General features: G+C 39.9%; 26 protein-coding genes and 3 tRNA genes. 3 read left to right on the top strand and 26 right to left on the bottom strand.

What is annotated here, in order from left to right; translation table 11 throughout:
• The first annotated feature begins 90 nt into the window (after positions 1–90).
• A complete protein-coding gene (locus tag RWZ05_RS05905) occupies positions 91–882 on the top strand; it encodes a carbon-nitrogen family hydrolase (RefSeq protein ID WP_314642904.1) in 792 nt (263 codons plus the stop codon).
• A gap of 40 nt (positions 883–922) precedes the next feature.
• Here RWZ05_RS05905 and RWZ05_RS05900 read toward each other — a convergent pair whose 3' ends face one another.
• From RWZ05_RS05900 to RWZ05_RS05865, 8 genes are all read right to left on the bottom strand, one after another.
• Positions 923–1,216 carry a hypothetical protein gene (locus RWZ05_RS05900; protein WP_314642903.1) on the bottom strand — a complete coding sequence of 98 codons (294 nt, stop codon included), beginning with the start codon at positions 1,214–1,216 and terminating at the stop codon, positions 923–925.
• A 370-nt stretch (positions 1,217–1,586) separates the two neighbouring features.
• Complete coding sequence (locus RWZ05_RS05895) at positions 1,587–1,799, bottom strand: hypothetical protein (protein WP_009352194.1); 213 nt, start codon at positions 1,797–1,799, stop codon at positions 1,587–1,589.
• 10 nt (positions 1,800–1,809) lie between these two features.
• Positions 1,810–2,076: a type II toxin-antitoxin system RelE/ParE family toxin gene (locus RWZ05_RS05890; protein WP_314642902.1), complete on the bottom strand. Its 267-nt coding sequence runs from the start codon at positions 2,074–2,076 to the stop codon at positions 1,810–1,812.
• A complete protein-coding gene (gene relB / locus RWZ05_RS05885; RefSeq protein WP_009352129.1) occupies positions 2,066–2,287 on the bottom strand; it encodes a type II toxin-antitoxin system RelB family antitoxin in 222 nt (73 codons plus the stop codon). Before relB ends, RWZ05_RS05890 begins: the two co-directional genes overlap by 11 nt.
• A 386-nt stretch (positions 2,288–2,673) precedes the next feature.
• Entirely contained in the window at positions 2,674–3,417 is a 744-nt protein-coding gene (locus tag RWZ05_RS05880; protein WP_314642900.1) for an ATP-binding cassette domain-containing protein, read from the bottom strand.
• A complete protein-coding gene (locus RWZ05_RS05875) occupies positions 3,417–3,632 on the bottom strand; it encodes a hypothetical protein (RefSeq protein ID WP_314642899.1) in 216 nt (71 codons plus the stop codon). Before RWZ05_RS05875 ends, RWZ05_RS05880 begins: the two co-directional genes overlap by 1 nt.
• Before the next feature lie 318 nt (positions 3,633–3,950).
• A complete protein-coding gene (pstC, locus tag RWZ05_RS05870) occupies positions 3,951–4,832 on the bottom strand; it encodes a phosphate ABC transporter permease subunit PstC (protein ID WP_314642898.1) in 882 nt (293 codons plus the stop codon).
• Between the two features lie 137 nt (positions 4,833–4,969).
• Positions 4,970–5,266, bottom strand: coding sequence for a substrate-binding domain-containing protein (locus RWZ05_RS05865; protein ID WP_314642897.1), 297 nt, complete (start codon positions 5,264–5,266; stop codon positions 4,970–4,972).
• Between the two features lie 489 nt (positions 5,267–5,755).
• Here RWZ05_RS05865 and RWZ05_RS05860 point away from each other — a divergent pair, with 489 nt between their 5' ends.
• Complete coding sequence (locus RWZ05_RS05860; protein WP_314642895.1) at positions 5,756–7,126, top strand: phosphoglycerate transporter PgtP; 1,371 nt, start codon at positions 5,756–5,758, stop codon at positions 7,124–7,126.
• A 417-nt stretch (positions 7,127–7,543) separates the two neighbouring features.
• Here RWZ05_RS05860 and RWZ05_RS05855 read toward each other — a convergent pair.
• From RWZ05_RS05855 to RWZ05_RS05845, 3 genes are all read right to left on the bottom strand, one after another.
• Positions 7,544–7,629, bottom strand: a tRNA-Leu gene (locus RWZ05_RS05855).
• A gap of 12 nt (positions 7,630–7,641) precedes the next feature.
• A tRNA-Phe gene (locus tag RWZ05_RS05850) sits at positions 7,642–7,717 on the bottom strand.
• A 21-nt stretch (positions 7,718–7,738) separates the two neighbouring features.
• Positions 7,739–7,814: transfer RNA gene (locus tag RWZ05_RS05845), tRNA-Asp, on the bottom strand.
• 300 nt (positions 7,815–8,114) lie between these two features.
• Between RWZ05_RS05845 and RWZ05_RS05840 the strand changes: the two genes are divergently transcribed.
• Positions 8,115–8,741, top strand: a complete 627-nt coding sequence (locus tag RWZ05_RS05840; RefSeq protein ID WP_314642893.1) for a DUF2939 domain-containing protein — start codon at positions 8,115–8,117, stop codon at positions 8,739–8,741.
• 155 nt (positions 8,742–8,896) lie between these two features.
• On the opposite strand, the gene RWZ05_RS05835 is transcribed toward RWZ05_RS05840, so the two are convergent.
• The 15 genes from RWZ05_RS05835 to RWZ05_RS05765 form a co-directional block, all read right to left on the bottom strand.
• Positions 8,897–9,274, bottom strand: coding sequence for a PaaI family thioesterase (locus RWZ05_RS05835; RefSeq protein WP_314642892.1), 378 nt, complete (start codon positions 9,272–9,274; stop codon positions 8,897–8,899).
• Positions 9,271–10,422, bottom strand: coding sequence for an o-succinylbenzoate synthase (menC, locus tag RWZ05_RS05830; protein ID WP_314642890.1), 1,152 nt, complete (start codon positions 10,420–10,422; stop codon positions 9,271–9,273). The genes RWZ05_RS05835 and menC overlap by 4 nt, the downstream gene beginning before the upstream one ends.
• Before the next feature lie 7 nt (positions 10,423–10,429).
• Positions 10,430–11,815, bottom strand: a complete 1,386-nt coding sequence (menE, locus tag RWZ05_RS05825) for an o-succinylbenzoate--CoA ligase (protein ID WP_314642888.1) — start codon at positions 11,813–11,815, stop codon at positions 10,430–10,432.
• Positions 11,816–11,970: 155 nt separating this feature from the next.
• Positions 11,971–12,813 carry a 1,4-dihydroxy-2-naphthoyl-CoA synthase gene (gene menB, locus RWZ05_RS05820; RefSeq protein WP_314642887.1) on the bottom strand — a complete coding sequence of 281 codons (843 nt, stop codon included), beginning with the start codon at positions 12,811–12,813 and terminating at the stop codon, positions 11,971–11,973.
• Positions 12,814–12,817: 4 nt separating this feature from the next.
• The gene (menH, locus tag RWZ05_RS05815) at positions 12,818–13,678 is read right to left on the bottom strand and encodes a 2-succinyl-6-hydroxy-2,4-cyclohexadiene-1-carboxylate synthase (protein WP_314642886.1); all 861 of its coding nucleotides are present in this window, start codon (positions 13,676–13,678) and stop codon (positions 12,818–12,820) included.
• A complete protein-coding gene (menD, locus tag RWZ05_RS05810) occupies positions 13,675–15,465 on the bottom strand; it encodes a 2-succinyl-5-enolpyruvyl-6-hydroxy-3-cyclohexene-1-carboxylic-acid synthase (RefSeq protein ID WP_314642885.1) in 1,791 nt (596 codons plus the stop codon). The genes menH and menD overlap by 4 nt, the downstream gene beginning before the upstream one ends.
• A gap of 40 nt (positions 15,466–15,505) precedes the next feature.
• Positions 15,506–16,648 carry an isochorismate synthase gene (locus RWZ05_RS05805; RefSeq protein WP_314642884.1) on the bottom strand — a complete coding sequence of 381 codons (1,143 nt, stop codon included), beginning with the start codon at positions 16,646–16,648 and terminating at the stop codon, positions 15,506–15,508.
• 263 nt (positions 16,649–16,911) lie between these two features.
• Positions 16,912–18,174 carry a phosphoribosylamine--glycine ligase gene (purD, locus tag RWZ05_RS05800; RefSeq protein WP_314642883.1) on the bottom strand — a complete coding sequence of 421 codons (1,263 nt, stop codon included), beginning with the start codon at positions 18,172–18,174 and terminating at the stop codon, positions 16,912–16,914.
• 122 nt (positions 18,175–18,296) lie between these two features.
• A complete protein-coding gene (purH, locus tag RWZ05_RS05795) occupies positions 18,297–19,826 on the bottom strand; it encodes a bifunctional phosphoribosylaminoimidazolecarboxamide formyltransferase/IMP cyclohydrolase (RefSeq protein ID WP_314642881.1) in 1,530 nt (509 codons plus the stop codon).
• A 24-nt stretch (positions 19,827–19,850) separates the two neighbouring features.
• A complete protein-coding gene (purN, locus tag RWZ05_RS05790; RefSeq protein WP_314642880.1) occupies positions 19,851–20,468 on the bottom strand; it encodes a phosphoribosylglycinamide formyltransferase in 618 nt (205 codons plus the stop codon).
• Positions 20,461–21,522: a phosphoribosylformylglycinamidine cyclo-ligase gene (purM, locus tag RWZ05_RS05785; RefSeq protein WP_314642879.1), complete on the bottom strand. Its 1,062-nt coding sequence runs from the start codon at positions 21,520–21,522 to the stop codon at positions 20,461–20,463. The genes purN and purM overlap by 8 nt, the downstream gene beginning before the upstream one ends.
• The gene (gene purF, locus RWZ05_RS05780) at positions 21,509–22,927 is read right to left on the bottom strand and encodes an amidophosphoribosyltransferase (protein ID WP_314642878.1); all 1,419 of its coding nucleotides are present in this window, start codon (positions 22,925–22,927) and stop codon (positions 21,509–21,511) included. Before purF ends, purM begins: the two co-directional genes overlap by 14 nt.
• 9 nt (positions 22,928–22,936) lie before the next feature.
• Positions 22,937–23,665 (bottom strand): phosphoribosylaminoimidazolesuccinocarboxamide synthase, encoded by a 729-nt coding sequence (gene purC, locus RWZ05_RS05775; protein WP_314642877.1) that lies wholly within the window; start codon positions 23,663–23,665, stop codon positions 22,937–22,939.
• 57 nt (positions 23,666–23,722) lie between these two features.
• Positions 23,723–24,214, bottom strand: a complete 492-nt coding sequence (gene purE, locus RWZ05_RS05770) for a 5-(carboxyamino)imidazole ribonucleotide mutase (RefSeq protein WP_119208635.1) — start codon at positions 24,212–24,214, stop codon at positions 23,723–23,725.
• 432 nt (positions 24,215–24,646) lie between these two features.
• Positions 24,647–25,087, bottom strand: a complete 441-nt coding sequence (locus RWZ05_RS05765) for a hypothetical protein (protein WP_314642875.1) — start codon at positions 25,085–25,087, stop codon at positions 24,647–24,649.
• Between the last annotated feature and the right edge of the window lie 2 nt (positions 25,088–25,089).

Below are 25,089 nucleotides of genomic sequence, written 5' to 3'. Positions count from 1 at the left end.
TATGTTGTAATCTAGGATGGAATGCTTTAATATTCTAATTATAATACAAATCACTAACAATATACGCTTTCAATCGATAAAGGATTTGCCATGAAAAAACGCTTAACCCTCTTACAAATGGACGTTCGCGTGAATGACGTAGAATACAACTACAATCGAGTTCAAGAGTTACTCAATCAATCACTTACAGAAAATCCTGATATTATTGTTTTACCTGAAACTTGGAATACAGGCTTTCACCCATCAGATGAGTTAATTACGATTGCCGACAGAAATGGGGAAAGAACAAAATCATTGCTCAGTTCCGTTGCAAAAGAGCACAAGGTGAATATCGTAGGCGGCTCTGTTGCTGTGGCGAAAGATGATTTGGTATTCAATACATCCTATGCTTACAACCGTGAAGGTACCCTCGTGGGCGAATATTCCAAAATGCACGGCTTTAGCCCTGCTAAAGAAGACAAATACTTTGCTAGCGGTACTCATACGACCCATTTTGAACTCGATGGAATCCCGTGTAGCACGGTCATCTGTTACGACATTCGTTTCCCTGAACTCGTTCGCATGGCAGCATTACCAGGTACCGAACTGCTGTTCGTACCGGCCCAATGGCCTACGATGCGTCTACGCCACTGGCAAGTATTAAATGAAGTTCGAGCTATTGAAAACCAATTATTTCTTTGCGCCGTCAATGGATGCGGTACTATTGGTCGCGTTCAAAGCACTGGTCACTCCGCCGTTTATGATCCGTGGGGCACCAATCTACTCGAGATGGATACGAACGAAGGCATTGCTTCTGTAGACATCGACCTTACCGTTGTGGAAGACATTCGCAATAAAATTAATATCTTTAGAGATCGTAAACCAGAACTTTATAATCTATAACATAAAGGGACACTGTTACTATAACAGTGTCCCTTTTATTTTATCGTATTGTATGAATGAAGTATATCAATCTCGTTTGCTCTGGATTAACGGCCATACCTGCCACAACATATCCACCATAACTGTAGTCAAATTTAAAAATGTAGAATTTATAGTCTTCTGTGAATGGGCGTTCTATTTCTTTAAAAGAGTAATATCCCAAATACTTTTTCTGTAATGCTTTATTTTCATCATTAGAAATCCATTGTTCTGGCAATATAGTAGATAATGCTCTTGTATAATTTGAACGAAGGTCCTCATAGGGTTTAATGAAAGCTTGTTTAGCCTCCCCCATTGTTAATATAACCTTAGCATGATTTTCTGCATCTTCAATATAAGGTTTTAGTTCTGATGGTTTCGCTACAAATGAAACTTGAATATAGCTACCATCCTCAATTGCTTTTGGAGGTTTTAAATGGATATTTTGCTTTCCATATAAGGCATAACCACCCGATGTGGAATCCTTTCAGATTGGACGATTTTTTCACTTAAGGGTAGTGATTCAGACGATACAGGTAGTTGTTTCGCATCTATTATCCCTGTATTAGCAAGTAAAATTGTCGCTACTAGTATAATCCCAGTTACTTTCATTAAACTCTCCATATAATAAATTATGTTTATTAAGACTTACTATACAAATCATATAGCAAACATAATAGCCAAAACTAAAATTCTATAAGTTTCCACATATCCTCTGGAACTTGTTCGAGAGGTTTATTTTTTGCCATAGCCTCTTTCAGGATATCAATAGTATCTTGTACTTCTTGTTTATCCTTTGTATCTGGATCGTGGAGAACGACACGGTTCAACGAGTCTTGCCCAAATTGTTTTAAGTATTCTTTTTCCACTTGATTAAGTTCACGACGTAAGTATTTCATAATATATCCTCTATTTGTAAATATCTTTTCGATGACCAACTTCTAAGGCTAAAATAACGCATCTATTGTCATTAATATCAGCTATGACTCTATAGTTACCAATGCGGTAACGCCACAGCCCTATTTTATTACCCGTCAATGATTTGCCTGAGTACCTAGGATTTTCTACATTATCTACATGCTTTATGAGCCAATTAAAAAGATAGCGCTGCGTTGATTTATCTAATTTAGAAAATTGCTTGTCAAACCGTTTAGAGAACTCAAGTTTATAAGCCATATTTTGCACGCATTTCCGCCACAGAATAAGTAACTGGATCTTGCTCGTATTCTGCTAATGCTTTTTGACCTACCTTAAGATCAAATTCGTCTTCAATCTTTTCTAGTAAAGCCTTCTTAAAAAGAGTAGAAAGTGTTTCATCCATAAACTCAGCATAGGTTTTAAATAACTCTTCTTCTTGTTCATTTAAACGGACTGAAATATTTGCCATATAAAAGCACCTCCTTATGTAATACATTGTATTACATAAGGAGGTCTTAGTCCATATTTTAAACTTCCAGCTTCTATTATTTTAATAAAATTTTATATTTATAGTATTAACAATTTACATTGCTTATTAGATTATATAGAAATCAATTAAACCGTATTTTACACACAAAAAAGGCATACCGCCCTTCTCTCGTCTCTCAGCGGTACGCCTTCTTATGTATATAGTTACTCTCGAACTATATCATATGTCAGTCTGGCTAAACTCTCTCACAGTCCCTTTACGACACGCCAGTATGTCACCTATAATATACATTTTTAAACGAATTATGTCAACAGTTTATAGAAATTTTATCTTTAAATTTATTACAAAATATAAAATTTTAAAGATTATCCGCCAAAAGCCAAATAATCACGGGTTGATTCTTGTTGTGGATCAAAGAATATTTGCTCTGTAGTGCCCCACTCTACAACTCGGCCATCATTCATAAATACAGTGTAGTCTGCAATGCGTCTAGCTTGTTGTAAATTGTGAGTAACAATGACAATCGTTTGTTTTGCTTTTAACTCTGTTAGCAAGGCCTCAATATGTAAGCTATTTTTTATATCTAAAGCAGAGCATGGTTCATCAAAGAGCATTACCCGAGGATCTACGGTCAAGCTTCGCGCAATACACAAGCGCTGTTGCTGACCACCAAATAAAGAATTTGCCATGCGCTTCATATCGCCATTGATTTCGCTATATAATCCAGCCTGCTCCAAACACTGTATCGCTTTAGCCTTTCTATCTGTAGTAGATAGCTCTTTATAATAATTTAGAGCAAATACCATATTATCTTCAATGGTACCAGGAAATACGGTCGGTTGTTGTCCGATGAGACCGATTTGACGACGTAGTATTCGGGGATCCATTGAGTCTACAGATAGACCATTGTAAATAATTTGTCCATTAGTGACTTTTTTCGGCGCCTGTAAGCTGCCGTTAAGCGTAGCTAACAATGTACTTTTACCACAACCAGACGGCCCAATAACAGCAGTAATAGTATGTTCTATAATAGGCAAGGTAATCTGTTGCAAAATAGTATGCTTATCAATGGACACCTCTATATTTTTAATATCTAATATGGTGCTCATCAAGACCGACCTCCTATCCAGCGACAAATGATATTAATGCAAAGCAATATAACCATCAATACGAAGGCTGTAGCATAGGCTAAATCTACTGAATAACCTTCATTGACCAAAATGTACAAATGATAAGGTAAGGCCATAAATGGATCCGTTATATTCGGTATGGACCGCGTATATAATACGGCGCCAGTGTACATAATCGGTGCGGTAGCCCCCATCGCATAGGCCGCCCAAGGGCTATAGCACTCAACCCGTCTCGCATGGTACTAGGTATGACCATATGCACCCATATATAACTTGGTGAAAGCCCCATATTAAGAGCCGCCATAGAAGCCGTTAATAAGCCCAATAAAATACTGCCGATTATAGCAGGGAATATGCCCCCTTCTACACCGAGAGGCATGCCTGCTGGATAAAGCCAAAGGAAATCAACGGTTATTAAGGGTCAACCATGATACACAATATAGGTACAAGCAGCGATGAGTATTGCCATAACTAGGTATAGACTGCCATAAGCCCAAGCAGCCAATGCCAAATTAGATAACTTCATGATGACCGTCCTTTCTAGTTTTCCAAGAATACATATAGACTAGAACATTAGTCAGTATCAAAATCATTAGCAATACTAAAGCTGCTACATATAACCCACTATAATGCAAGCTATTGTACTCCACACTACCCATTTCAAGGGCAATAAGAGATGGAATAGGCTCAGCCTTACCGAGCAAAGTAGGCAAGATTGGCGCATTACCGACAACCATCATAACGGCCATGGTCTCACCCATAGCACGGGAGAAGGCTAGAACAGAACTAAGAATGATAGAACCTTTAGCACTAGGTAATACAATGGCGTTCATGGTATACCACGGCGATATACCAAGGCCCAAAGCCGTTTCTTCATAGCGCTGACGATAGGTTTCGATAGATTCCGTACAGTGAGTTACAATATAAGGCAAAATCATAAAGGCTAATACAAGACTCGCCGATAAAACAGACTCACCGGTAGACAAAGAAAACATCGACTGAATGGCTGGAACCACTACGGCAAGACCGATAAAACCAACAATAACAGAAGGTATACCGGCAATCATATCTATAGTAGATAAACAAAATTGGCGAATACGTGGCGATACGCCTAGACTCAAGCCTACAGAGGTACCAATCCCCAAGGGTAACGCCCATATCAAAGATAACAGCGAAACATAGAGGCTAGCAGAAATAATATACGAGAGCCCTAATACAGGACTTGGTGCCATAGGCTTCCAGACTGTACCGGTTACAATATCCAGCCAAGACATATGTATCAAAGCGGGCCACGCCTCTATCGCCATATAGAGTACGAGCCCTATATATAAGGCGAGAACAGATACCGCCATAATTGGCACTATGCCAGATGTAAAACGATCTGATAAATGCATAGACTCTCCTTTCATAAGAAAAAAGCAAGGCCGCAGCCTTGCTTTTATTCTATCTGATTAGTTTACAGGAACAAAGCCCATTTTATGAATAATTTTACGGCCTTCTTCAGACTTCAAGTATTTTGTGAAAGCGTCTGCTACGCCGTCCATTTTACTGCAATTGTCAACGCATCAATACCTACTTTAATTTCGTTGTAATCTTTGATTTTTGCTTTTTCGCTATCTTTCACTTCACGCGCTACTAAACCAAAGTTAGCAGTGCCGTCGATAACGGATTTAATGCCCGTGCCAGAACCACCAGAAGATACATAAATAGTAATATCTTCATCTGGCAAGGAGCTATCTGCATGATTCCAAGTTTTATTTTTCTCTGTGAAATCTGTAGCAATTTTAGAAATAACTGGTGCCAATGTGGAGGAACCGTTATACGTCAATTGTGTAGGTTATGCATTTTGGTTGGAACCACAGCCTGCAGAAATAAGCATTGCTGCGCCAACACAAGCAGCAAGAATTGCGCGTTTAGTAAAACCTTTCATATACAATCTCCTTAACAAAGAATGTAGAATAATAATGATTTAATAACAGTATAATTATAATAAATCAAATCTATTGATTACAATACAACTTCAACACTATAGACTACTGTATTTATAAAATCCAAAACACTCACTATACTAAATTTTATATTTATACTATATAAATTTCACTGTAACACAACCATCACTAAAATTTATATTTAGACTATATAAATCTTGCTGTAACAAAACCACTCTATAAATTATCTGTAACACAACTACTCTACAAATTATTTTTATAACATTAATAATTACTTTTGTATCATAAGTCATTTACATAAATTCTATAAGAATGTTAGTATTATCAATGCGACAGGATTTAGTTATCAATAAAGAAAGGTAGTAACTATGTTTTCATTTCTACAACCTAAAGAGGCAAAACCACCTGTACCACAAAGTATGATTATGAATCTATACTATAAATACAGATTCCAATCTCTAGTTGGTATTTTTATTGGTTATGCAGCGTACTATATCGTTCGTAACAACTTTGCCTTATCAACTCATTTCTTATCAGATATTCTCCACATGAGCAAAACAGAAATCGGTTTGTTATCTAGTGGTATGCTTATCGCCTATGGTTTAAGTAAAGGCTTTATGAGCAGTCTTGCAGATAAAGCAAGTCCTGCAAAATTTATGGCTTTTGGTCTGCTTTGCTGTGCAATTATCAACATCTTTATGAGCTTTGCAGACAGCCTTGCCTTCTTTTTAGTATTAGTAGTTCTTAATGGTTTCTTCCAAGGCTTTGGTGTTGGTCCATCCTTCATCACCCTAGCCAAATGGTATCCAAAACAAGAGCGCGGCCGATATGGTGCAATTTGGAACATCTCTCACAACCTTGGCGGTGGTATCGTAGCACCAATTGTTGCTGCTGCATTGTACTTTACGACTACTGATCATTGGCAATTAGGTAGCTATGGTGTCCCTGCAATTATTGCTATTATCGTAGCTGTAATTATTTGCTTCTTAATTAAAGAAAGTCCCGAACGAGAAGGCTTACCTCCAACAAGTGAAATCATTGCCGATACAGCTCACAAAGCACATAGAAGTGCTGAGGCACCTGACCTAAGCACAAAAGAAATTTTTGTAAAATATGTATTGAAAAACAAAAATGCTTGGTATGTATCTTTAGTCGATACATTTGTTTACATGATTCGCTTTGGTATGCTTACTTGGCTTCCAATTTATTTATTACAAGTAAAGGGCTTCTCCAAAGCAGAGATGGCTATAGCGTTCTTATTCTTTGAATGGGCTGCTATACCTTCTACTCTTTTTGCTGGTTACATTTCTGACAAATTCTTTAAAGGGTACCGCATGCCACCAGCAATTATTGCAGTAAGCATTATCTTCTTCTGTATATTTGGTTACTGGCAAAGCGAATCCCTCTTATCGGTTACATTCTTTGCTGCAGTAGTAGGTTGTCTAATCTACATTCCTCAATTCCTAGCCTCTGTACAAACTATGGATATTGTGCCTCCATTCGCTGTAGGCTCTGCCGTTGGCCTTCGTGGCTTCATGAGCTACATCGTAGGTGCAAACCTCGGTACAACATTATTTGGTGTACTAGCAGATAAATTTGGTTGGAATGCTGGTTTCTATCTCTTATTGGTAGCATGTATTCTTTGCATTACATTCTGTGTACTAGCACACTTTGGTGCAAAAGAATTAGATGCTAAAGAAGCAGAACTCGAAAAAATTCAACCCACAGAAGCTAATTAGTAACAATTAAATCCTAAGCAAATCAAAAGGGGCTGTAACAGAATGCGGTTTTACCACATTCCAGTTGCAGTCCCTTTGTTTTGTTATAGTCTATCCCTGATTTTCTTAATGCTATCTTTTGAAGAGAACAAAAAACACAACAAAGCCAAAATGCTTGGTTGTTATTATGTTTAACTAACTTATACTCATACCATATATGTCCATGAGTATCTATGTAGCGTATCTTGCCTAAGATCGTATATAAATCACTTCGAATACGCAACGTCTCACCATAATTAAATTTCATAATCCTCTCTCATATATAAACTTACACACACATGTATAGTATTAATTACTATGATTGTACACGTAATATAAAAGTCTGCCAATATGGGCATAGAAAAAAGGACCTACAGTTCACTGTAGGTCCTTATATCTTGGTGCGGTTGGAGGGACTTGAACCCTCACGAGCGTACGCTCACCACCCCCTCAAGATGGCGTGTCTGCCATTCCACCACAACCGCATGGAATACAAATGGTGCCTCAGGACAGAATCGAACTGTCGACACACGGATTTTCAGTCCGTTGCTCTACCAACTGAGCTACCGAGGCATAATTTTTTGTAAAAAAAAATGGCGACCCCGATCAGATTTGAACTGACGATCTTCGCCGTGACAGGGCGACATGTTAACCGCTACACCACGGGGCCGCGTATCAACTCTCGTTGACTACTTGTACATAATACCATGTACCCATTAACTAATGCAAGTACTTTTTTGATTTTTTTATGAAAATTCTATTAAAAATAGTGATTATGAAGGATAATAGTTTTTTTAAGGCTTTTACAATGGCAAATATGAGCTAAATTACTTCTATTCAGCCCTAATCACGGTCTATCATTAATTTTCATAAAAGTGCAAATTCTCACACTATTCTTTACTTGATATGCTACAATATGTATATATTTGCTATAAAAAATTAAACTACAACGTAAACGAAAGGATTCACCGTGAATAAAAATAGTTCTAAAGGCGTCATTATCGCCCTCATCATTGCTGTTGTAGGCGCATTAGCTGCCGCATGGTATTTCTTATGGTATATACCACATACACCAGCCTATACATTAAAAATTATCCATCAAGCAGTACAAGATAAAGATGCAGACGAAGTCTTGCGCCATGTAGATGTAAAATCCATCGTAAAAAACATCGTAGAACGTGAAGGAAATAAATATATTGATACATCTAATCCATTTGGCAAAGCTGCAGTAGCCGCTACCAAAACATTTGGCCCTGCCCTTATCGAAGATGTAATGAGAAAATATATTGAAGATCCAGATAGTTTTAAAGCTGAACCTCCTACGGATAACAACCAAGCAGCAAATCAAAACGATGATAACAAATCTATGGTGGACCGCCTCGTAGAGGGTCGCCTCTTTAAAGAGCATGATGTAGAGATTAAAAATCTCAAAACAGATGACAATGGCGAAACTGCAACAGTTACAGCAACCATCCAAAACAATAAAAAGAATATGACTAAAGACATAAGGATTTTAATGCGTCATTTAGGTGATGGCACTTGGGTTATTTATGATATTCCAGACATCGAAGACCTATATACTATCACTCGTAAGTAAGAATTTAAATAGTTAAATAGTTAAGTACTTTATTACTTACGTATTTACTTAACTAAGTAAGTAACAGACAATTTATGTATGTTAACTAAACTTCAAAAGGACAGCATATACCAAAAAGTATATGCTGCCCTTTTTGCTTTGTACAACAATGTACATTAACGATTAAAATCCACAATAGACAATGTCACTGTTACTTGAGAGATGAGTCGATCCGCATCGTCCATCATATCAAAGCGCCATACATGGGATGTCTTCCCTTTTACAAGTAAGGAACCATGTGCTGTTAAGGCCCCTTCACATCGTACAGGGCGCAAGTGATTAGCTGTAACGGATTGACCTACGCCAAATTTCTCTGGCCCAATGAGTTCGTTACTCATCATGCCAGAAATGATTTCAGCAAACGCTAAGGTGGCACCACCATTTAGATAGCCTTGAGGCTGTTTGTGGAATTCTCCTAAGTTCATTTTTGCAATGCATGTAGTATCGCTCGTCATACGAGGTGCTTCAATTTGTAAGGATTCTATTAAATTCATAGTGTTCGTTTCTCCACACAATACGCTTCTAATCTATCATCAAAGACGGTTACACCTAGTCCATCCCCATCAGGTACATGCATAACACCATCCTTAAAAGTTAAATCTGGATATATGAGATCTCGTTCAAAATATCTATTGGAATCAGATAGGTCTCCTGCCATATAGGAATCACCTAGAGCCGCTAGTTGAACATGCAGTATTTTAGAAATGCCCGACTCTACCATGCTGCCAACCCAATACGGAATATGACATTCTCTACAAAGGTTAATAGCTGCCTTTGTCGGTACGAGACCACCCATACGGCCTACTTTTATGTTGAGTACATCTATGAGGCCATACTCAATAGCATAAGATAAGTCATCATAGCCCAAGATAGACTCATCTAAACAGATAGGCGTTTCAATATGCCAATCATCATTATTGAGGCGTTCCCACTTCCACTCCTTATAGGATTGAAGCGTTGTTATAGCAAAAGGCTCTTCTATACAGGCTAGCTTCAAATCGTTGAATTGACGTACCTTATCAATTTCATCATAAGAATAGCTTTGATTCGCATCGGCGGCCAAGACTAAATTGGGATAATGCTTACGTACTAAAGCTGCCCGTTCGTAGCCATCTGTAGGATTCACCTTTAACTTGATGCGCTTACAACCATTCTCCACATGAGCCTCTACGGCATCTAGCAATTGTTCCATCGGTACATCACCGATAACAACGCCGCTTTCAATGGTATCTTGTAAAGACCGTCCCATAATATAGGAAACGGAGTTTACACCTAATCGCTCGCAATGAAGGTTAATCAATGCATTTTCTAAGGCCGCAATTGTCATAGGCATATAATCTCGATTTAGCCAAAACTGTAGTTGACGCACATAGGTCATGAGCGGCTTAGGCCGCATCAACCGGAGATTAAAAATATAGTCATTCACTAATTTTTGCCAGCATGTATCTACCGTTTCTGCTGTATAAAAGGGATCTGTGAAAGCCACGCATTCCCCATAACCTACATACCCTTGTTGGTCCTCGATGCGAATGACGATAGTTTCTCGTTCTTTTACTTCACCTTTGGCAGTTTTAAAGTTAAACTTTAACGGCAATTTAAGGCGATATGTAGTTATACTTTTAAAGTTTAAAATATCATTCATAGGCGCCTCAATCTTCTAACCGCAGTTCATTACGCAGGATCTTACCTGTCCCATTTCTAAGTAAAGCAGGCAATACCTTTACGTATTTAGGAACTTTATATTTTGCCAGAGACTTGCTCATAAAGGATAGAACTTCATCTGCAGTCATACTTTCACCATCGTAAAAGGCCACAAAGAGTGCTGGTACTTGTCCCCATTTAGGATCAGGTACAGGTACAACGGCACATTCCTTAACCGATGGCAATGTATAGACTAAATCCTCTAATTCCTTAGGATAAATATTTTCACCACCAGAAATGATGAGGTCCTTGCGACGGTTCAAAATATATACGAACCCCTCTGCATCGACGTAACCGATATCATCGGTATTTAGGTCCCCATCAATAGGTTCCTTGTTGATATATCCAGTCATAACCATAGGACCGGTTAAGTGAATCTCACCTACCCCGTCTGCATCAGGATTATCAATACGAACCTGCATCCCAGGCAATGGTTTTCCTACAGAATCACGTTTATGAGGGTAATCCAATACGGAGAAGGTCACGCTTTGACTAAAGGTTTCCGTCATGCCATAGGTCTTGTAAATTGGTAAGGATTTCTTTTCACAAGCATCGATGAGTGCCATAGGAATGAACTCACCACCGAGCAAGATAACACGCAACTTATGATGTGTAATACGTGGTTCTAATTGAGTCAAAATAGTAGGCACTAGAGACATCATATTGATGTTCTCAGACTCTATGAGCTTGAGAACTTGAGCTTCATCATATTTAGGCAATATAGTAACAGCCGTGCCATTATAAAGGGACCGCATCAAGATAGATAGGCCACTTACATGGAATAAAGGCAATACCATGAGCCAATTATCTTGTTCAGTTTTACCCAATACCTCTTTAGACGCTTGTACATGAGCTCTAATTTGCCCCCATCGAAGAGGAACAGACTTAAACTGCCCCGTGGTGGCGCTCGTATTCATGATGGCCGCTATATCTCTATCTTCAAAGGTCCAGTCAAAAGTATCCTCTGGTTCTACATCGGATAGAATACTTTCTAGCGATTCAAAACCAATAGTAGAAATGGCTCTAGGCAATTGATCTCGTCGCTCAACGCTGTGCAATACGGTAGTTACATCTAACTGAGCTGATTGGTTTTCTATTTCCTTAGTCTTAAGATGTACATTTAGTAGTAGTACCTCTTTATGCACCAGCATAGCTGCCAATATATAGATTGCCATCGTCACAGAGTTATCAGACAAAATAGCTACACGAGAGGCTTCTAGGGACTCTATTTTACGAGCTACATGGACTACGCCACGGTATATATCGTTATAAGTATATTCATTTATACATATGCGATCAGGATAGTGCTCAGCACCATATCGTAACCAGTCCATTGTCTCACCTCGTATCTAAATATGATTCCTAATGATTAATTTCATATCTACACATTATCACCTAGTGATATTACAAGAAAGGCGCCTCATATAGAGGCGCCCTTATTATGTTAACAATTAGTTAGTCCTCAACCTAGAACTAGTAACTCTCCCTATTAAGGGAATTTAGGGAATTGTTTGAAGTTTGGTTTGCGTTTTTCTTTGAACGCGTCACGACCTTCTTTTGCTTCATCGATTGTGTAGTACATCAATGTTGCATCGCCTGCAAATTGTTGTAAGCCTGCAAGACCATCAGTGTCAGCGTTGAAAGCACCTTTTAACATGCGCAATGCCATTGGGGACAATTCAAGAATTTCGCTACACCATTGAACGGTTTCTTCTTCCAATTTATCGAATGGTACTACAGTGTTAACCATGCCCATTTCATAGGCTTGAGCAGCAGTGTATTGACGGCATAAGAACCATACTTCGCGAGCACGTTTGTGACCGATCATACGAGCCAAGTAACCCGCACCATAGCCAGCGTCGAAGGAACCTACGCGAGGACCAGTTTGACCGAATTTAGCATTTTCAGAAGCGATGGTAAGGTCACATACGATGTGCAATACATGACCGCCACCGATAGCATAGCCGTTAACCATAGCGATAACAGGTTTAGGAATAACGCGAATCAAACGTTGTAAATCAAGAACGTTCAAGCGAGGTACATTATCTTCCCCTACATAACCACCATGACCACGTACGCTTTGGTCACCACCAGAGCAGAATGCTTCTTTATCTTCACCTTGGCCGTGATTAGCACCAGTCAATACGATTACACCTACTTCGTTATCTTCACGAGCTACTGTAAAAGCATCGATTAACTCCATAACAGTTTTAGGACGGAACGCGTTGCGCACCTCTGGACGGTTAATAGTAATCTTTGCAATACCATTATATGTTTCGTAAATTACATCTTCATAATTACGATCCAATACTTTCCAATCAAATTTGCTCATGGACTTAACCTTTCTTCTGTAAAAACTCTAATACCGCTTGTTCAAACATATGCGGCTTTTCTATATGTACATTATGCCCCGCCCCTTCGACGACGACATGTTTAAAGTTTGGCAACTTGCCAAATACATCTCTTCCTATTGTAGTATATTTTGTATCTAATGCGCCACTCACATATAATCCTTTACATGATAATTTTTCTAATTGATCACCTACATAGGTCATCACACCTTGCCCTGAGCCACGAAGGGTACATGCTAATGCATACGGACTATTATGCGCACGGCGTAACTGGATTAATTCAGTCACTTCTGGTAAAAGCTTCTTTTGACTTTCAAAAATTGGAGCCTCCGCCCAACGTGTCGCAAACCACGCACCATCATGATTTTCAATGTGAACTGCTAAATCCTCATCGGCCTTACGACGTTCTGCTCGCTCATCATCAGATGCGATGCCAACAGAGCCACTTTCAAGGATGAGACCTTGGATTTCACGTTCATATTCCAAAGCATAGGAAAGGGCAATGCGGGCCCCCATGGAGTAACCCATGAGGTAATAACTATCACCAACCATATGATAAATAACGGTATGCAAATCCTCTATCATTTGAGGGATCGTATACGCCTTATCTTCATCAGGAATATCAGAATCACCATGACCAATCAAGTCGATACGGATTAGGCGATAACCGGGAAGATTAATAGCATCCCAAGTATAGCTCGATTCAGAGAAGCCATGAAAACACACTATAGGTTCTCCATCGCCAACTACAGTTAAACCGTAGCGGTATTCCCCCAAATCAAAGTACATGCGTTGAGCTGGATTACACAAAGCATTATCTACAATACTGCAAAAATACTGACTCATAGTAATGCCTCCATATCCACTGAAACCTTTGTATATTTCTTATGCAATTCTCTGCTATATTCCCGATTTGTAGGAATTTCAATGATATGAACACCTGTTTCTGAGCTAACATTAGATAGTACAACACTCAATTCATCAGGTCTGGAGATTTTAGTGTAACTACAACCATAGAGTTTTGCAGCCCCACTGTAATCTAAACCTTGTGATGTGGAGAACAAGTAATCAAAATGCTTTGTTCCTTTTTGCGGCAAGTATTCAAAAATACCGCCTCCATCATTATTATGCAAAATAATCGTCAAATTGAGATTGTGCGTTTTGGCTACGGCCAATCCATTTAAATCATGGAACAAAGACAAGTCACCCGTTACAAGATATGTAGGCAGTCCATTTGTGGCAAGACCTAACGCAGTCGAAATGGTACCATCTATACCGTTGACACCGCGGTTGCCATATAGTACGGCGCTAGACTCACCGCTAAACCAGAAATAATCAAAATCTCGAATACTCATGCTATTGGCAACAAGTACTTGTGCAGTATCAGGAATATGTTGCTGTAACTCGCGTATCGTACGACCTTCAAAACAACTTGGTTCCTCTATTACTGTACTTAGTTTCTGTTTTCCTGCTGTTTCTAAATGCTGCCATTTACCAAGATAGGCTGGGGAATCATTTTGTATACCATACAGCTTCGTAAATACATCAATACTTGCTTGCATGTGCATAGTGGTTTTACCCGTTGGATTCATAGAGTCCATCGTAGGATTAACCTCAATGTATTCTACATTGTCCCAAGTCGCCACCATCTGTTGTACTCGTTTAGACACAACAATTTGTCCGAACTGAATTATGCAATCAGGCTTTAGTATAGGCCATAGCTCTTTATCAGCTAAAAACGCATCATAGGTAGAAATAACAGTCTTACTAGTGTCGATACGATCCTTATCACTATGTCCACCAACAGAGTTATAACATCGTCTAACATTAGACAATGGATCTGCCAAGATAGGTGCCTGTAATGTTGTAGCAAAAGAAAGAATACTGTTAGCTTCTACAACATCTACCTGTGGTCCAGCTAATATAAGAATATTCTTATATTGTGCCAGAAAGCTATCATCCTTACTACTAGTATTGTTTACATGATTTGTACTACTAGTAATGTTTACATAACTTCTGCGACTTGTATTATCACAACAACAGCCACTACTATAATTCGGCTTAACTAGGTTAAACGGACTACGTCCCGCTTCAAAGTGCTTACTGTCTAGTTCAGGCACCAAGGGCTCAAAGAGAGGCACATTGATATGTACTGGTCCTTTTTTAGTATCCATAGCTTTCATATACGCTTTACGTGCTACTTGGCGTGGATAAGTAAAGTAATGAGCCTCTTGAGGCACTGCTAATTCTTCGTAATAGTTTACAGCAGTACCAAACATTTTCTGTTGGTCTACTGTCTGAGGAGCCCCTACGTGTAACAACGTGTGTGGCCTATCAGCAGATAGTACGATGAGAGGCACACCGCTATATTGAGCCTCTAACATAGCGGGCAAATAATGAGCCACTGCCGAACCAGAGGTACATACGAGTACAGTTGGTTCCTTATGAGCCTTTGCAATACCAAGAGCCATAAAACTAGCAGAGCGCTCATCTATATTCATATAGGTTTCAAATCCTTCATGCTCTGTGAAAAGCATGGCCATCGTCGTAGAACGAGAGCCAGGGCTAAACACGGCATGACGGACGCCGAGTTGGTAGAATTCATCTACCAAGGCAGCAATATATTCGTTCATTATATTCCCTTTCAACAACCCCTAAGGGTTTGGAAATGTATTATAGAGCATCCAAAATGGTGCGCATTTTATTATTAGTTTCTGCGTATTCTTCATCCGCATCAGAGTCGGCCACAACACCACACCCTGCATAGGCATACAGTACATTATCCATGATGAGTGCCGATCGTATAGCAACGACTATGATGCCATCCCCCATGTCTTTCATAAAGCCAAATGGAGCTGCGTACATGCCACGCTCATGGGCTTCGTACCGTTGTAATAGTGCCAATGCCTTTTCTCTAGGTTCCCCTCCGAGCGCAGGCGTAGGGTGTAATAATTTTGCCCACTCTATGAGGGACTTTGTACTATCCTTTGCGGTAATTATGGTGCGTAAATGATAGAGATGAGATAACTCCATAATACCCGTTTCGCCTGTGGTCACATCTGGAGTAATAGCTTTCATAGTATTTACAATGCGATCACGGACGATATTATGTTCAAAAAGATTTTTCTTATCTGTTAACAGTTGTTCCTTAGACCACCCGTTAGGCCCATGTTTAGACGCCGTACCAGCTAAAGCATAACTAAGGATTTCACTACCACGATGACGGACTAGAATTTCTGGGGATGCACCTACAAAGGTACGTCCATCCTTTTCGTAACCAAAGATAAAACAATTAGGATTATTATCTACTAGATTAGCTAGAATACTCGCCACATTATAGGGTGTATCACTAGTAAACTCCACCTCACGAGATGAAACGACCTTAGTCATTTCACCACTACTGATGCCCTCAGCAATAGCACTCATCAGGCTATCCCAATCAGCCTTATCATCACTTGTTTCCTTGAAATTATGTCGTACGCGAGGCACCTCAAAATCCTCGATAGGTACACTTTCACCAGCATAAAGATAGAAAGATTCCCCATTTTCTACGATGTAATAATGGGTGAAAGCAATCATTTCATGGCCCATGCCAGACCATTTAGGATCTTTGGAGGTCTCAAAAAAAGTATCCCCATAAAATACGTAGGCGTAATTATGGCGGTCCTCATCATCTTTAACCGTCGCCAGACGTTTAGCGCCTACAACGATACGGTCACTCTGACGATCCACCCAAAACACGCGTTCTTCATTGGGGAAGTTCAGCCAAAAGGCCACTGGACTATTCAGTTCTAACAGTTCTTTGTTATATTTCATAGTTGTACGTCGCCATACGAAAAATAGACTATAGTAAAAACACCTAATATGTAGAAGATGTACTTCTACATATTAGGCGCCATCAATAGGTTTCAAAATTTTGAGATGAGCCTAACGCCATCACACGTCGATGGGCCCTCTTCCTCTTTATATCTATATTATTATAACATAGGTAACCATTAAAAGGTAGAAAATAAAACCTCTACACCCCATGCATTATGCATGAATGTAGAGGTTTTCAGTTTATTTATAATACTTTATCTTTATTTGAAAGCTTTCGCTCCAATATCTGTACGGTATTGCATACCTTCAAAGTCAATATGTTCTATCCGTTCATAAGCTCTATCAAGCGCGGTTCTAAGATCTTTACCGAGACCTACTACGCCAAGGACGCGACCGCCATTCGTAACGTACTTGTCACCAACAAGCTTTGTACCAGAGTGGAATACGATAGTCGTATCGTATTGCTTAATATCACCACTAATAACATCGCCCTTGGACGAAGTTTCAGGATATCCCTTAGAGGCAAGAATAACACATGCCGCTGAGGAGTCTTTCCATTTCACCATATCAGCTGTCAAATTGCCTGTGGCACAAGCCATCATGATTTGACCTAAATCGCCATCTAGTAACGGTAATACAACTTGTGTTTCAGGATCACCAAAACGGGCATTGAACTCTACTACCTTAGGTCCTTCAGAGGTAATCATAAGCCCTGCATAGAGGCAGCCTACATAAGGCATTCCCTCTTTTTGCATAGCTGCCACCATCGGTTCTAGAATCGTTTGCATCGCTTCATCCCGCAATGCATCAGTGAGTACTGGCGCTGGTGCATAGGTCCCCATGCCACCTGTATTAGGCCCTTTATCACCATCAAAGATACTCTTATGATCTTGGGAAGCAATCATAGGAACTACTGTTTTCCCATCTACAAAGGCAAGTAAACTCGCCTCTTCACCTTCCATAAACTCTTCAATAACTACGGTGCTGCCAGCCTCGCCAAAGCGGTTGCCACTAAGCATATCTTCTACAGCCGCATTTGCTTCGTCAATAGTCATAGCCACTACAACACCCTTACCAGCTGCCAAACCGTCGGCTTTAACTACGATAGGGGCACCCGTTTGACCGATAAAGTCTTTTGCTTCATCTACATTGTGGAATACACCATAGGCGGCTGTTGGGATGTTATATTTTTTCATTAAATCTTTAGCGAACACTTTAGAGCCTTCTAGTTGAGCAGCTGCTTTGGATGGTCCAAAGACCGGAATCCCCGCCTTATTAAGTGTATCTGCTAGACCTGCCACAAGAGGTGCCTCAGGGCCGACAACGACTAAATCGACTTGATTATCCTTTAAAAAGCTAATCAAATGATCGCTTTGTTGCCAGTCAATGCCTACTAGCTCGGCACAATCTGACATGGCCGCACTGCCAGGAATGGCATATACCTTTGTTACGCTAGGGCTGATGGACAAACGCCATGCCAAGGCATGTTCGCGGCCGCCGTTACCGATTACACATACTTTCATAAATCCTCCATCGACGCCTAAACGCCATCAATACTTCATGGATTAGATTGAAACTATCCCATTCATCTGTAGGAAAATAAATAGTAATTGTGCTTAACTATAAGCTAACTATTTACCACTCATTAGTGTTTAAAGTGACGAATACTTGTAAATACCATGGCAATGCCCGCTTCGTCAGCAGCCTTGATAGATTCTTCGTCTCGAATGGAGCCACCCGGTTGAATGATGGCTGCAATACCATGTTTTGCCGCCGTTTCTACAGTATCCCCAAACGGGAAGAATGCATCAGATGCTAACACAGCCCCTTTAGCGGCTTCACCAGCTTGTTCAAGGGCGATTTTTGCAGACCCAACGCGGTTCATTTGACCAGCACCAACACCAAGTTTCCGTTTTTCATTAGAAATTAAAATCGCATTGGATTTTACGTGTTTTACAAGCTTCCACGCAAATTCGAGGGCCTTCCATTGCTCCTCTGTTGGTTGTACCTTCGTAACCACTTTATAGTTAGCACGATCTTCTAGAATATCATCTTCTGTTTGTACTAATAGACCACCAGAAACCTTTTTCACTGTCACTTGGCCAGATTCAGGTTTAGATAACTCAATGAGGCGAATATTTTTCTTCGCTTCAAGAATTTCTAGTGCTTCTTTTGTGAAAGCAGGTGCCATAATGACTTCTAAGAAAATTTTGCTCATTTCTTCTGCCGTAGCCGCATCGACTTCACGGTTTAAAGCTACAATACCACCAAAGGCAGATACCGAGTCTGCTTCGTAAGCATTTACATACGCATCATGCAAGGTAGCCGCTGTAGCCGCGCCGCAAGGATTTGTATGCTTAATAATACAAGCTGCAGGATCTGTAAACTCCCACACCATGTTCCAAGCCGCTTCCATATCTACGATGTTGTTATAGGAGAGCTCTTTACCATGGAGTTGTTTTAACACGCCCATGCCATGAGCCGTTCCGATTTCTTTGTAGAATGCCGCTTTTTGATGCGGATTTTCTCCATAGCGAAGGTCTGTTACCTTTTCATAAGCACTTAAATATTCAGGTGGTGTAGGGCCTTCATTTAAGACACCACTCATATAGTTAGCAATGGCTACGTCATAAGCAGCAGTATGAGCAAAGGCTTCTTTCGCCAAACCAAAGCGATAGTCTTTAGTTAATTCCCCATGTTCTTTAAGCATTGCTAAAATTTCATCATAATGATTTGGGTTTACAACGATGCCCACATATGCATGGTTTTTCGCAGCAGAGCGCACCATGGTAGGCCCACCGATATCGATATTTTCAATAGCTTCCTCTAAGGATACATTTGGTTTTGCAATGGTTTCACGGAATGGATAAAGATTGACTACAACAAGGTCGATTGGTTCAATATCATGATCCGACATAGCTTGTTGATGCTCCGCATTATCACGGATTGCTAGAATGCCACCATGAACCTTTGGATGCAATGTCTTTACACGACCATCCATCATTTCAGGAAAACCTGTTAAAGACTCTACGGCTTTTGCTGCAATGCCCGCATCAGTAATCGCTTTAAGGGTCCCACCTGTTGAATAAATGGTAACACCTAATTCAACTAAACCTTTCGCAAAGTCTACAATACCCGTTTTATCAGAAACACTAAGAAGTGCATTTTTAATCATGTAACCGCTCCCTTTGATTTCTCATCAATCTTCAATATAAACGACTCTACCTTTTATAGTGAGCTTGTCTTCACAAAATAGTTGCAATGCCTCTTTATACGTTTTATGTTCGATAGGTAATAATCTATCACTCAAGGTATCCTCTGTATCCTCGGGTAATACAGGAACCGTATTCTGCAGAATGATAGGCCCCGTATCCATTCCTGCATCTACAAAGTGTACCGTACACCCCGTTATCTTTACACCTGCATCGATGGCTTGTTGATGACCATGAAGTCCTGGAAACGATGGCAATAGCGCAGGATGGATATTTAAAATCTTATGCTCATACCGTTCAATGAGCTTAGATCCAACTATACGCATATAGCCAGCTAATACAATACCATCTACCTGATAGGGTTCTAAGGCATCTAACTGAGCTTGTTCAAAGCTAACTTTTGAATCATAATCGCTACGTTCAATCACAATGAGTGGAATATTCCAAGATTTAGAACGTTCCACAATACCAGCTGTACCGTGGTCTGTGATGATGATAACAAACTCACCGTTAATATAGCCTTCTTGCATGGCCTTATACAGAGCTTCTCCATTGGATCCACGACCACTAGCAAAGAGAGCTAATCGCTTCTTAGAATTACACATCAAACTCAGCCCCTTTTAGGACAACTGGACCATTACCACTTACGATGCGGCCAATTTCGTATATTGCTTCACCACGGTTAGTGAGATTTTCTTTAACCTGATCCACATCCTTTTGATCAACTATGAGTATCATGCCAATCCCCATGTTAAACGTACGATACATTTCAGGCCATGCTACATTACCCCATTCTTGTAGTTTTGTAAATACAGGAAGTCGTGGCCATGTAGTAACATCTACCTCTGCGGTCACGCCCTTTGGCAATACGCGCGGAATGTTTTCATAGAAGCCACCACCTGTAATATGAACCATACCTTTTACAAGCTGTTGTTCAATTAATGGCAATACAGCTTTTGGATATAAACGAGTAGGCGTCAATAATTCTTCACCTAAGGTTTTACCAAATTCAGGAATATCTGTATCAATAGACAACTGTTTATGGTCAAATACGATTTTACGAACCAAGGAGAACCCATTGGAATGTACTCCAGAAGATGGCAGGCCCAAAATTACATCACCAGCTTTGATACTTTCACCAGTAATCAATTTAGGGCGATCAACAATCCCCACTGCAAAGCCCGCTACGTCGTAGTCATTATTATCATAAAAACCTGCCATTTCAGCAGTTTCTCCGCCTAACAAAGCGCATCCAGATTCTTCACAAGCCTCAGCCACACCGCGCACGATGTCTGCTACTTTCACAGGATCCAACTTGCCTACTGCAATATAGTCTAGGAAAAATAGAGGTGTCGCCCCTTGCACAAGAATATCGTTAACACTCATGGCTACGCAGTCTTGACCAATCGTATCATGTTTATCCATCATGATAGCGAGACGCAATTTAGTGCCCACCCCATCCGTACCAGATACGAGCATAGGGTCCGACATAGCATGACCCGCTAAGGAATAGAGACCTCCAAAACCACCTAAATCGCCAACAACACCAGGGGTATAGGTGCGTTTTACAGAAGCTTTCATCAATTCGACGGCACGATTGCCTGCATCGATATCAACGCCTGCATCCCGATAGGTTAAACTAGTTTTATTCGAGCACATATTTGACCCCTTTCTCTTGTTCCGCAGGAACCTCTACACTGTAATTACCATTAAAGCAAGCAAAACATAAATCATTTGCTTCTACATCAGATATAGCACGACATAATCCTTCACGAGATAAATAATGTAATTTATCGGCATGAATATAGTCTTTAATTTCATCTACTGTATGTGTCGCAGCGATAAGCTCTTTACGTACCGATGTATCAATACCATAGTGACAAGAATACTCAATCGCCGGAGAACTTACACACATATAAACCTCTTTAGCGCCCGCTTCCTTTAGCATTTTAACGATAATACCACTCGTAGTACCGCGCACGATAGAGTCATCGATAAGGACAATCCGTTTTCCCCCTACAATGTGAGGCAATGCATTAAGCTTCATGCGAACAGCCAATTCCCGTTCCTCTTGGTTTGGTTTGATAAAAGTACGACCACTATAACGGTTTTTAACAAGACCTTCTGCAAAAGGAATCCCTGATGCACGGGCATAACCTAGTGCAGCCGTTGTACCTGAGTCAGGAATGGACATAACAATATCCGCATCATACTTTGTTTCGTTATATAATTCTCGGCCCATATTAAGGCGAGATTGATATACCGATTGACCATCGATATGGCTATCGCCACGAGCAAAATAGATATATTCAAAGACGCAAAGCTTTTTGTCGATTTTTTCTGGTTCCGCATAAATGGTGCTACGTACGCCTGAGTCATCGATGATAACCATTTCACCTGGATCTATATGGCGAATGAACTCAGCCTTAATCGCATCAAAAGCACAGCTTTCACTAGAAAGGACATAGCCATTAGCCGTTTTACCTAAACAAAGAGGTCTAAAGCCTTGCGGATCACGCACACCAACCAAGGAGTCGTTCGTAGTAATAACGAGAGAAAAGGCCCCTTCAATTTGACGTGCTGCATCAGCAATTCGTTCTTCCTGAGTTTCTGCTTTAGAGCGGGCAATAAGGTTTACAATAACCTCGGAATCCATAGTCGTTTGAAAAATGGACCCATCTGCTTCAAGGCGTTTACGAACAGCCAAAGCATTCGTCAGATTACCGTTGTGAGCTACTGCAATTTGCCCCCCTTGATAGTGAATTACTAAAGGTTGAATATTGCGTGGATTATTGGACCCTGTTGTGGAGTACCGTACATGACCAGTCCCCATATAGCTAGGCAAAGATGGTAATTCTTTGATAGCCTCAGTCAACAGACCCATGCCCTTTTTTAGTTCTACATCATGACCATCTGTAACGGCAATGCCCGCGCTTTCTTGTCCACGGTGTTGGAGCGCAAAGAGGCCCCAATATACATAGCGTGCTACATCAACGGTTCTATCATAGACACCGAATACACCACACTCTTCATGCCATTTATCAAAAACAGGATCGTAGTTCATTGTGCCCCCTTAGGCGCGTTCGCCAGTAAGACGGAATAACATTTCTTTGTACGCTTCTTCAATGTTGCCAAGGTCTCGGCGGAAACGGTCTTTGTCGAGTTTTTCACCTGTTGTAGCATCCCAGAAACGGCATGTATCAGGAGAAATTTCATCACCTAATAAGACTTCACCATTGTGTGTACCAAATTCTAATTTAAAGTCTACTAGGGTTACATTTTTTGTGGCTAAGAATTTTTTCAAAATATCGTTTACTTTTAAAGTGATTGTAGAGATGACATCAAGTTGTTCTTGAGTAGCCCAGCCAAGTGCTGTGATTTGGGATTCATTAGCAAATGGATCGCCTAGTTCATCATTTTTGTAGCAGAATTCAAGGATTGGATGTTTAAGAGGTGTACCTTCTTCAATACCAAAGCGTTTAGCCATGGAGCCTGCTGCAATGTTACGAACGATAACTTCTAAAGGAATAATATTTAAAGTAAGTACTGTTTGATTACGATCATCTTCACGGCGAACAAAGTGAGTTGGTACCCCTTCTTTTTTCAACAATTCAAAGAAGAAAGAAGAAATTTTATTATTCAATACGCCTTTGCCAAGGATAGTATCATGTTTTTCACCATTAAATGCAGTAGCATCATCTTTGTAATGAACAATGTACTCATCTTTATTATCTGTTTGATACACTTGTTTTGCTTTACCTTCGTACAACAATGTTAATTTTTCTAAGTCGATGTTAGCCATGATATTTCTCCTTTTACTCTTTTCTATTCGAGAACGTATAAATGATGATTTAGACGATTATAATTTAATGGCACCTTGTAGTTCTGCATTATCTGCTAAGACTTTTTCAGCCATATCTTTGCGATACTGTACATATTGTTCTTTTAATTCTTTGTTGAAAGCTGCTCCAATTTGTACTGCAAAGAGTGCTGCATTTTTAGCACCGTCTACAGCCATAGTTGCTACAGGCATGCCAGATGGCATTTGAACGATAGCAAGTAAAGAGTCAATGCCCTTCAATGCCGTTGCATTAAGAGGAATACCGATAACAGGCAATGTAGTGAAGCTCGCTACTACACCTGGTAAGTGGGCCGCTGCACCAGCACCAGCGATAAAAGCGATAGCCCCTTCATCTTCCAGTCGTGTAACAAAATCCTTTACAGCCTCTGGCGTACGATGTGCAGAAGCGATAACCATTTCATAAGGGATGTTAAATTCATCAAGTACGGCAGATGCCTTTTTCATTGTGTCTAGGTCAGACTTGCTGCCCATGATAATACCGACCTTCATAGATCCTCCTAATAAAAAAGCCCAGCCTAAATAGACTGGGAAAAATGCGCACAAATAGCCTCCGTAGACTTGCCTTGAGTTTGTTGATTTGCATAGTTCACGGTGCTACCTCCTTCTTGTACACAAATTGTAACACCTAATATGTACAAAATCAACACTATTTTCGAATTATTTTTCATTAATTATATTTATTATTCGATACATTCCGAACTTAACGAAGAATTTCTATTTTATTATATAGATGTATTTCAAAATAGATGTTTTACCAGCAAAATAATTATCTTCTATTAATCTAAACTGAGTTTTATCATACTAATCGCTATTAACAGGACCTATTGAAATAAAACAAAAAAAGGATAACCTATGTAATAACAGGTTATCCTCTTTTTATGTTTCCGAACATTAGACCGCTTAATTTGTAGTTACTATTAGTTAGTGAGTACTACTTTCAAAAGCAGCTTTTAATTCCCCTACAGATTCAGGGATGTAATCTACGATAGATGACATCAACGCATACATTAATGCAGGTTCAAAGGCATCGTCACCACACATGTATACGCAGTCTAAATATAGACTAGAGTCTTGTTCATCAATATAGAGTTTATAGTTTTTGTAAGTCGCATTATCGCGATTGATCAACGCATTTAAGGCAGCCATGTTTTGTGCTGTTACCTTGTCAGGGCCTAACACTAAACGAATGACACTATAAATACTGTTATCAAGAATAACGAATAAAGGCATATCCCACAACGGAGATTTGATGTAAGAGCGATATACGACAGTGCCGTCCTCATCATCAAAGTCCTTGCGTTCAAAGGATGTAATCTCTTCTTCTTTCAAAAACTTATCAAATAATAATGCTTTAGGATTCATAA

It is taken from the genome of uncultured Veillonella sp., from assembly GCF_963543145.1.
In the GTDB taxonomy this organism is placed as follows: Bacteria; Bacillota; Negativicutes; order Veillonellales; family Veillonellaceae; genus Veillonella.
Note: the sequence above shows the minus strand (reverse complement) of the source record. Positions and strands in the feature narration are given on the sequence as shown.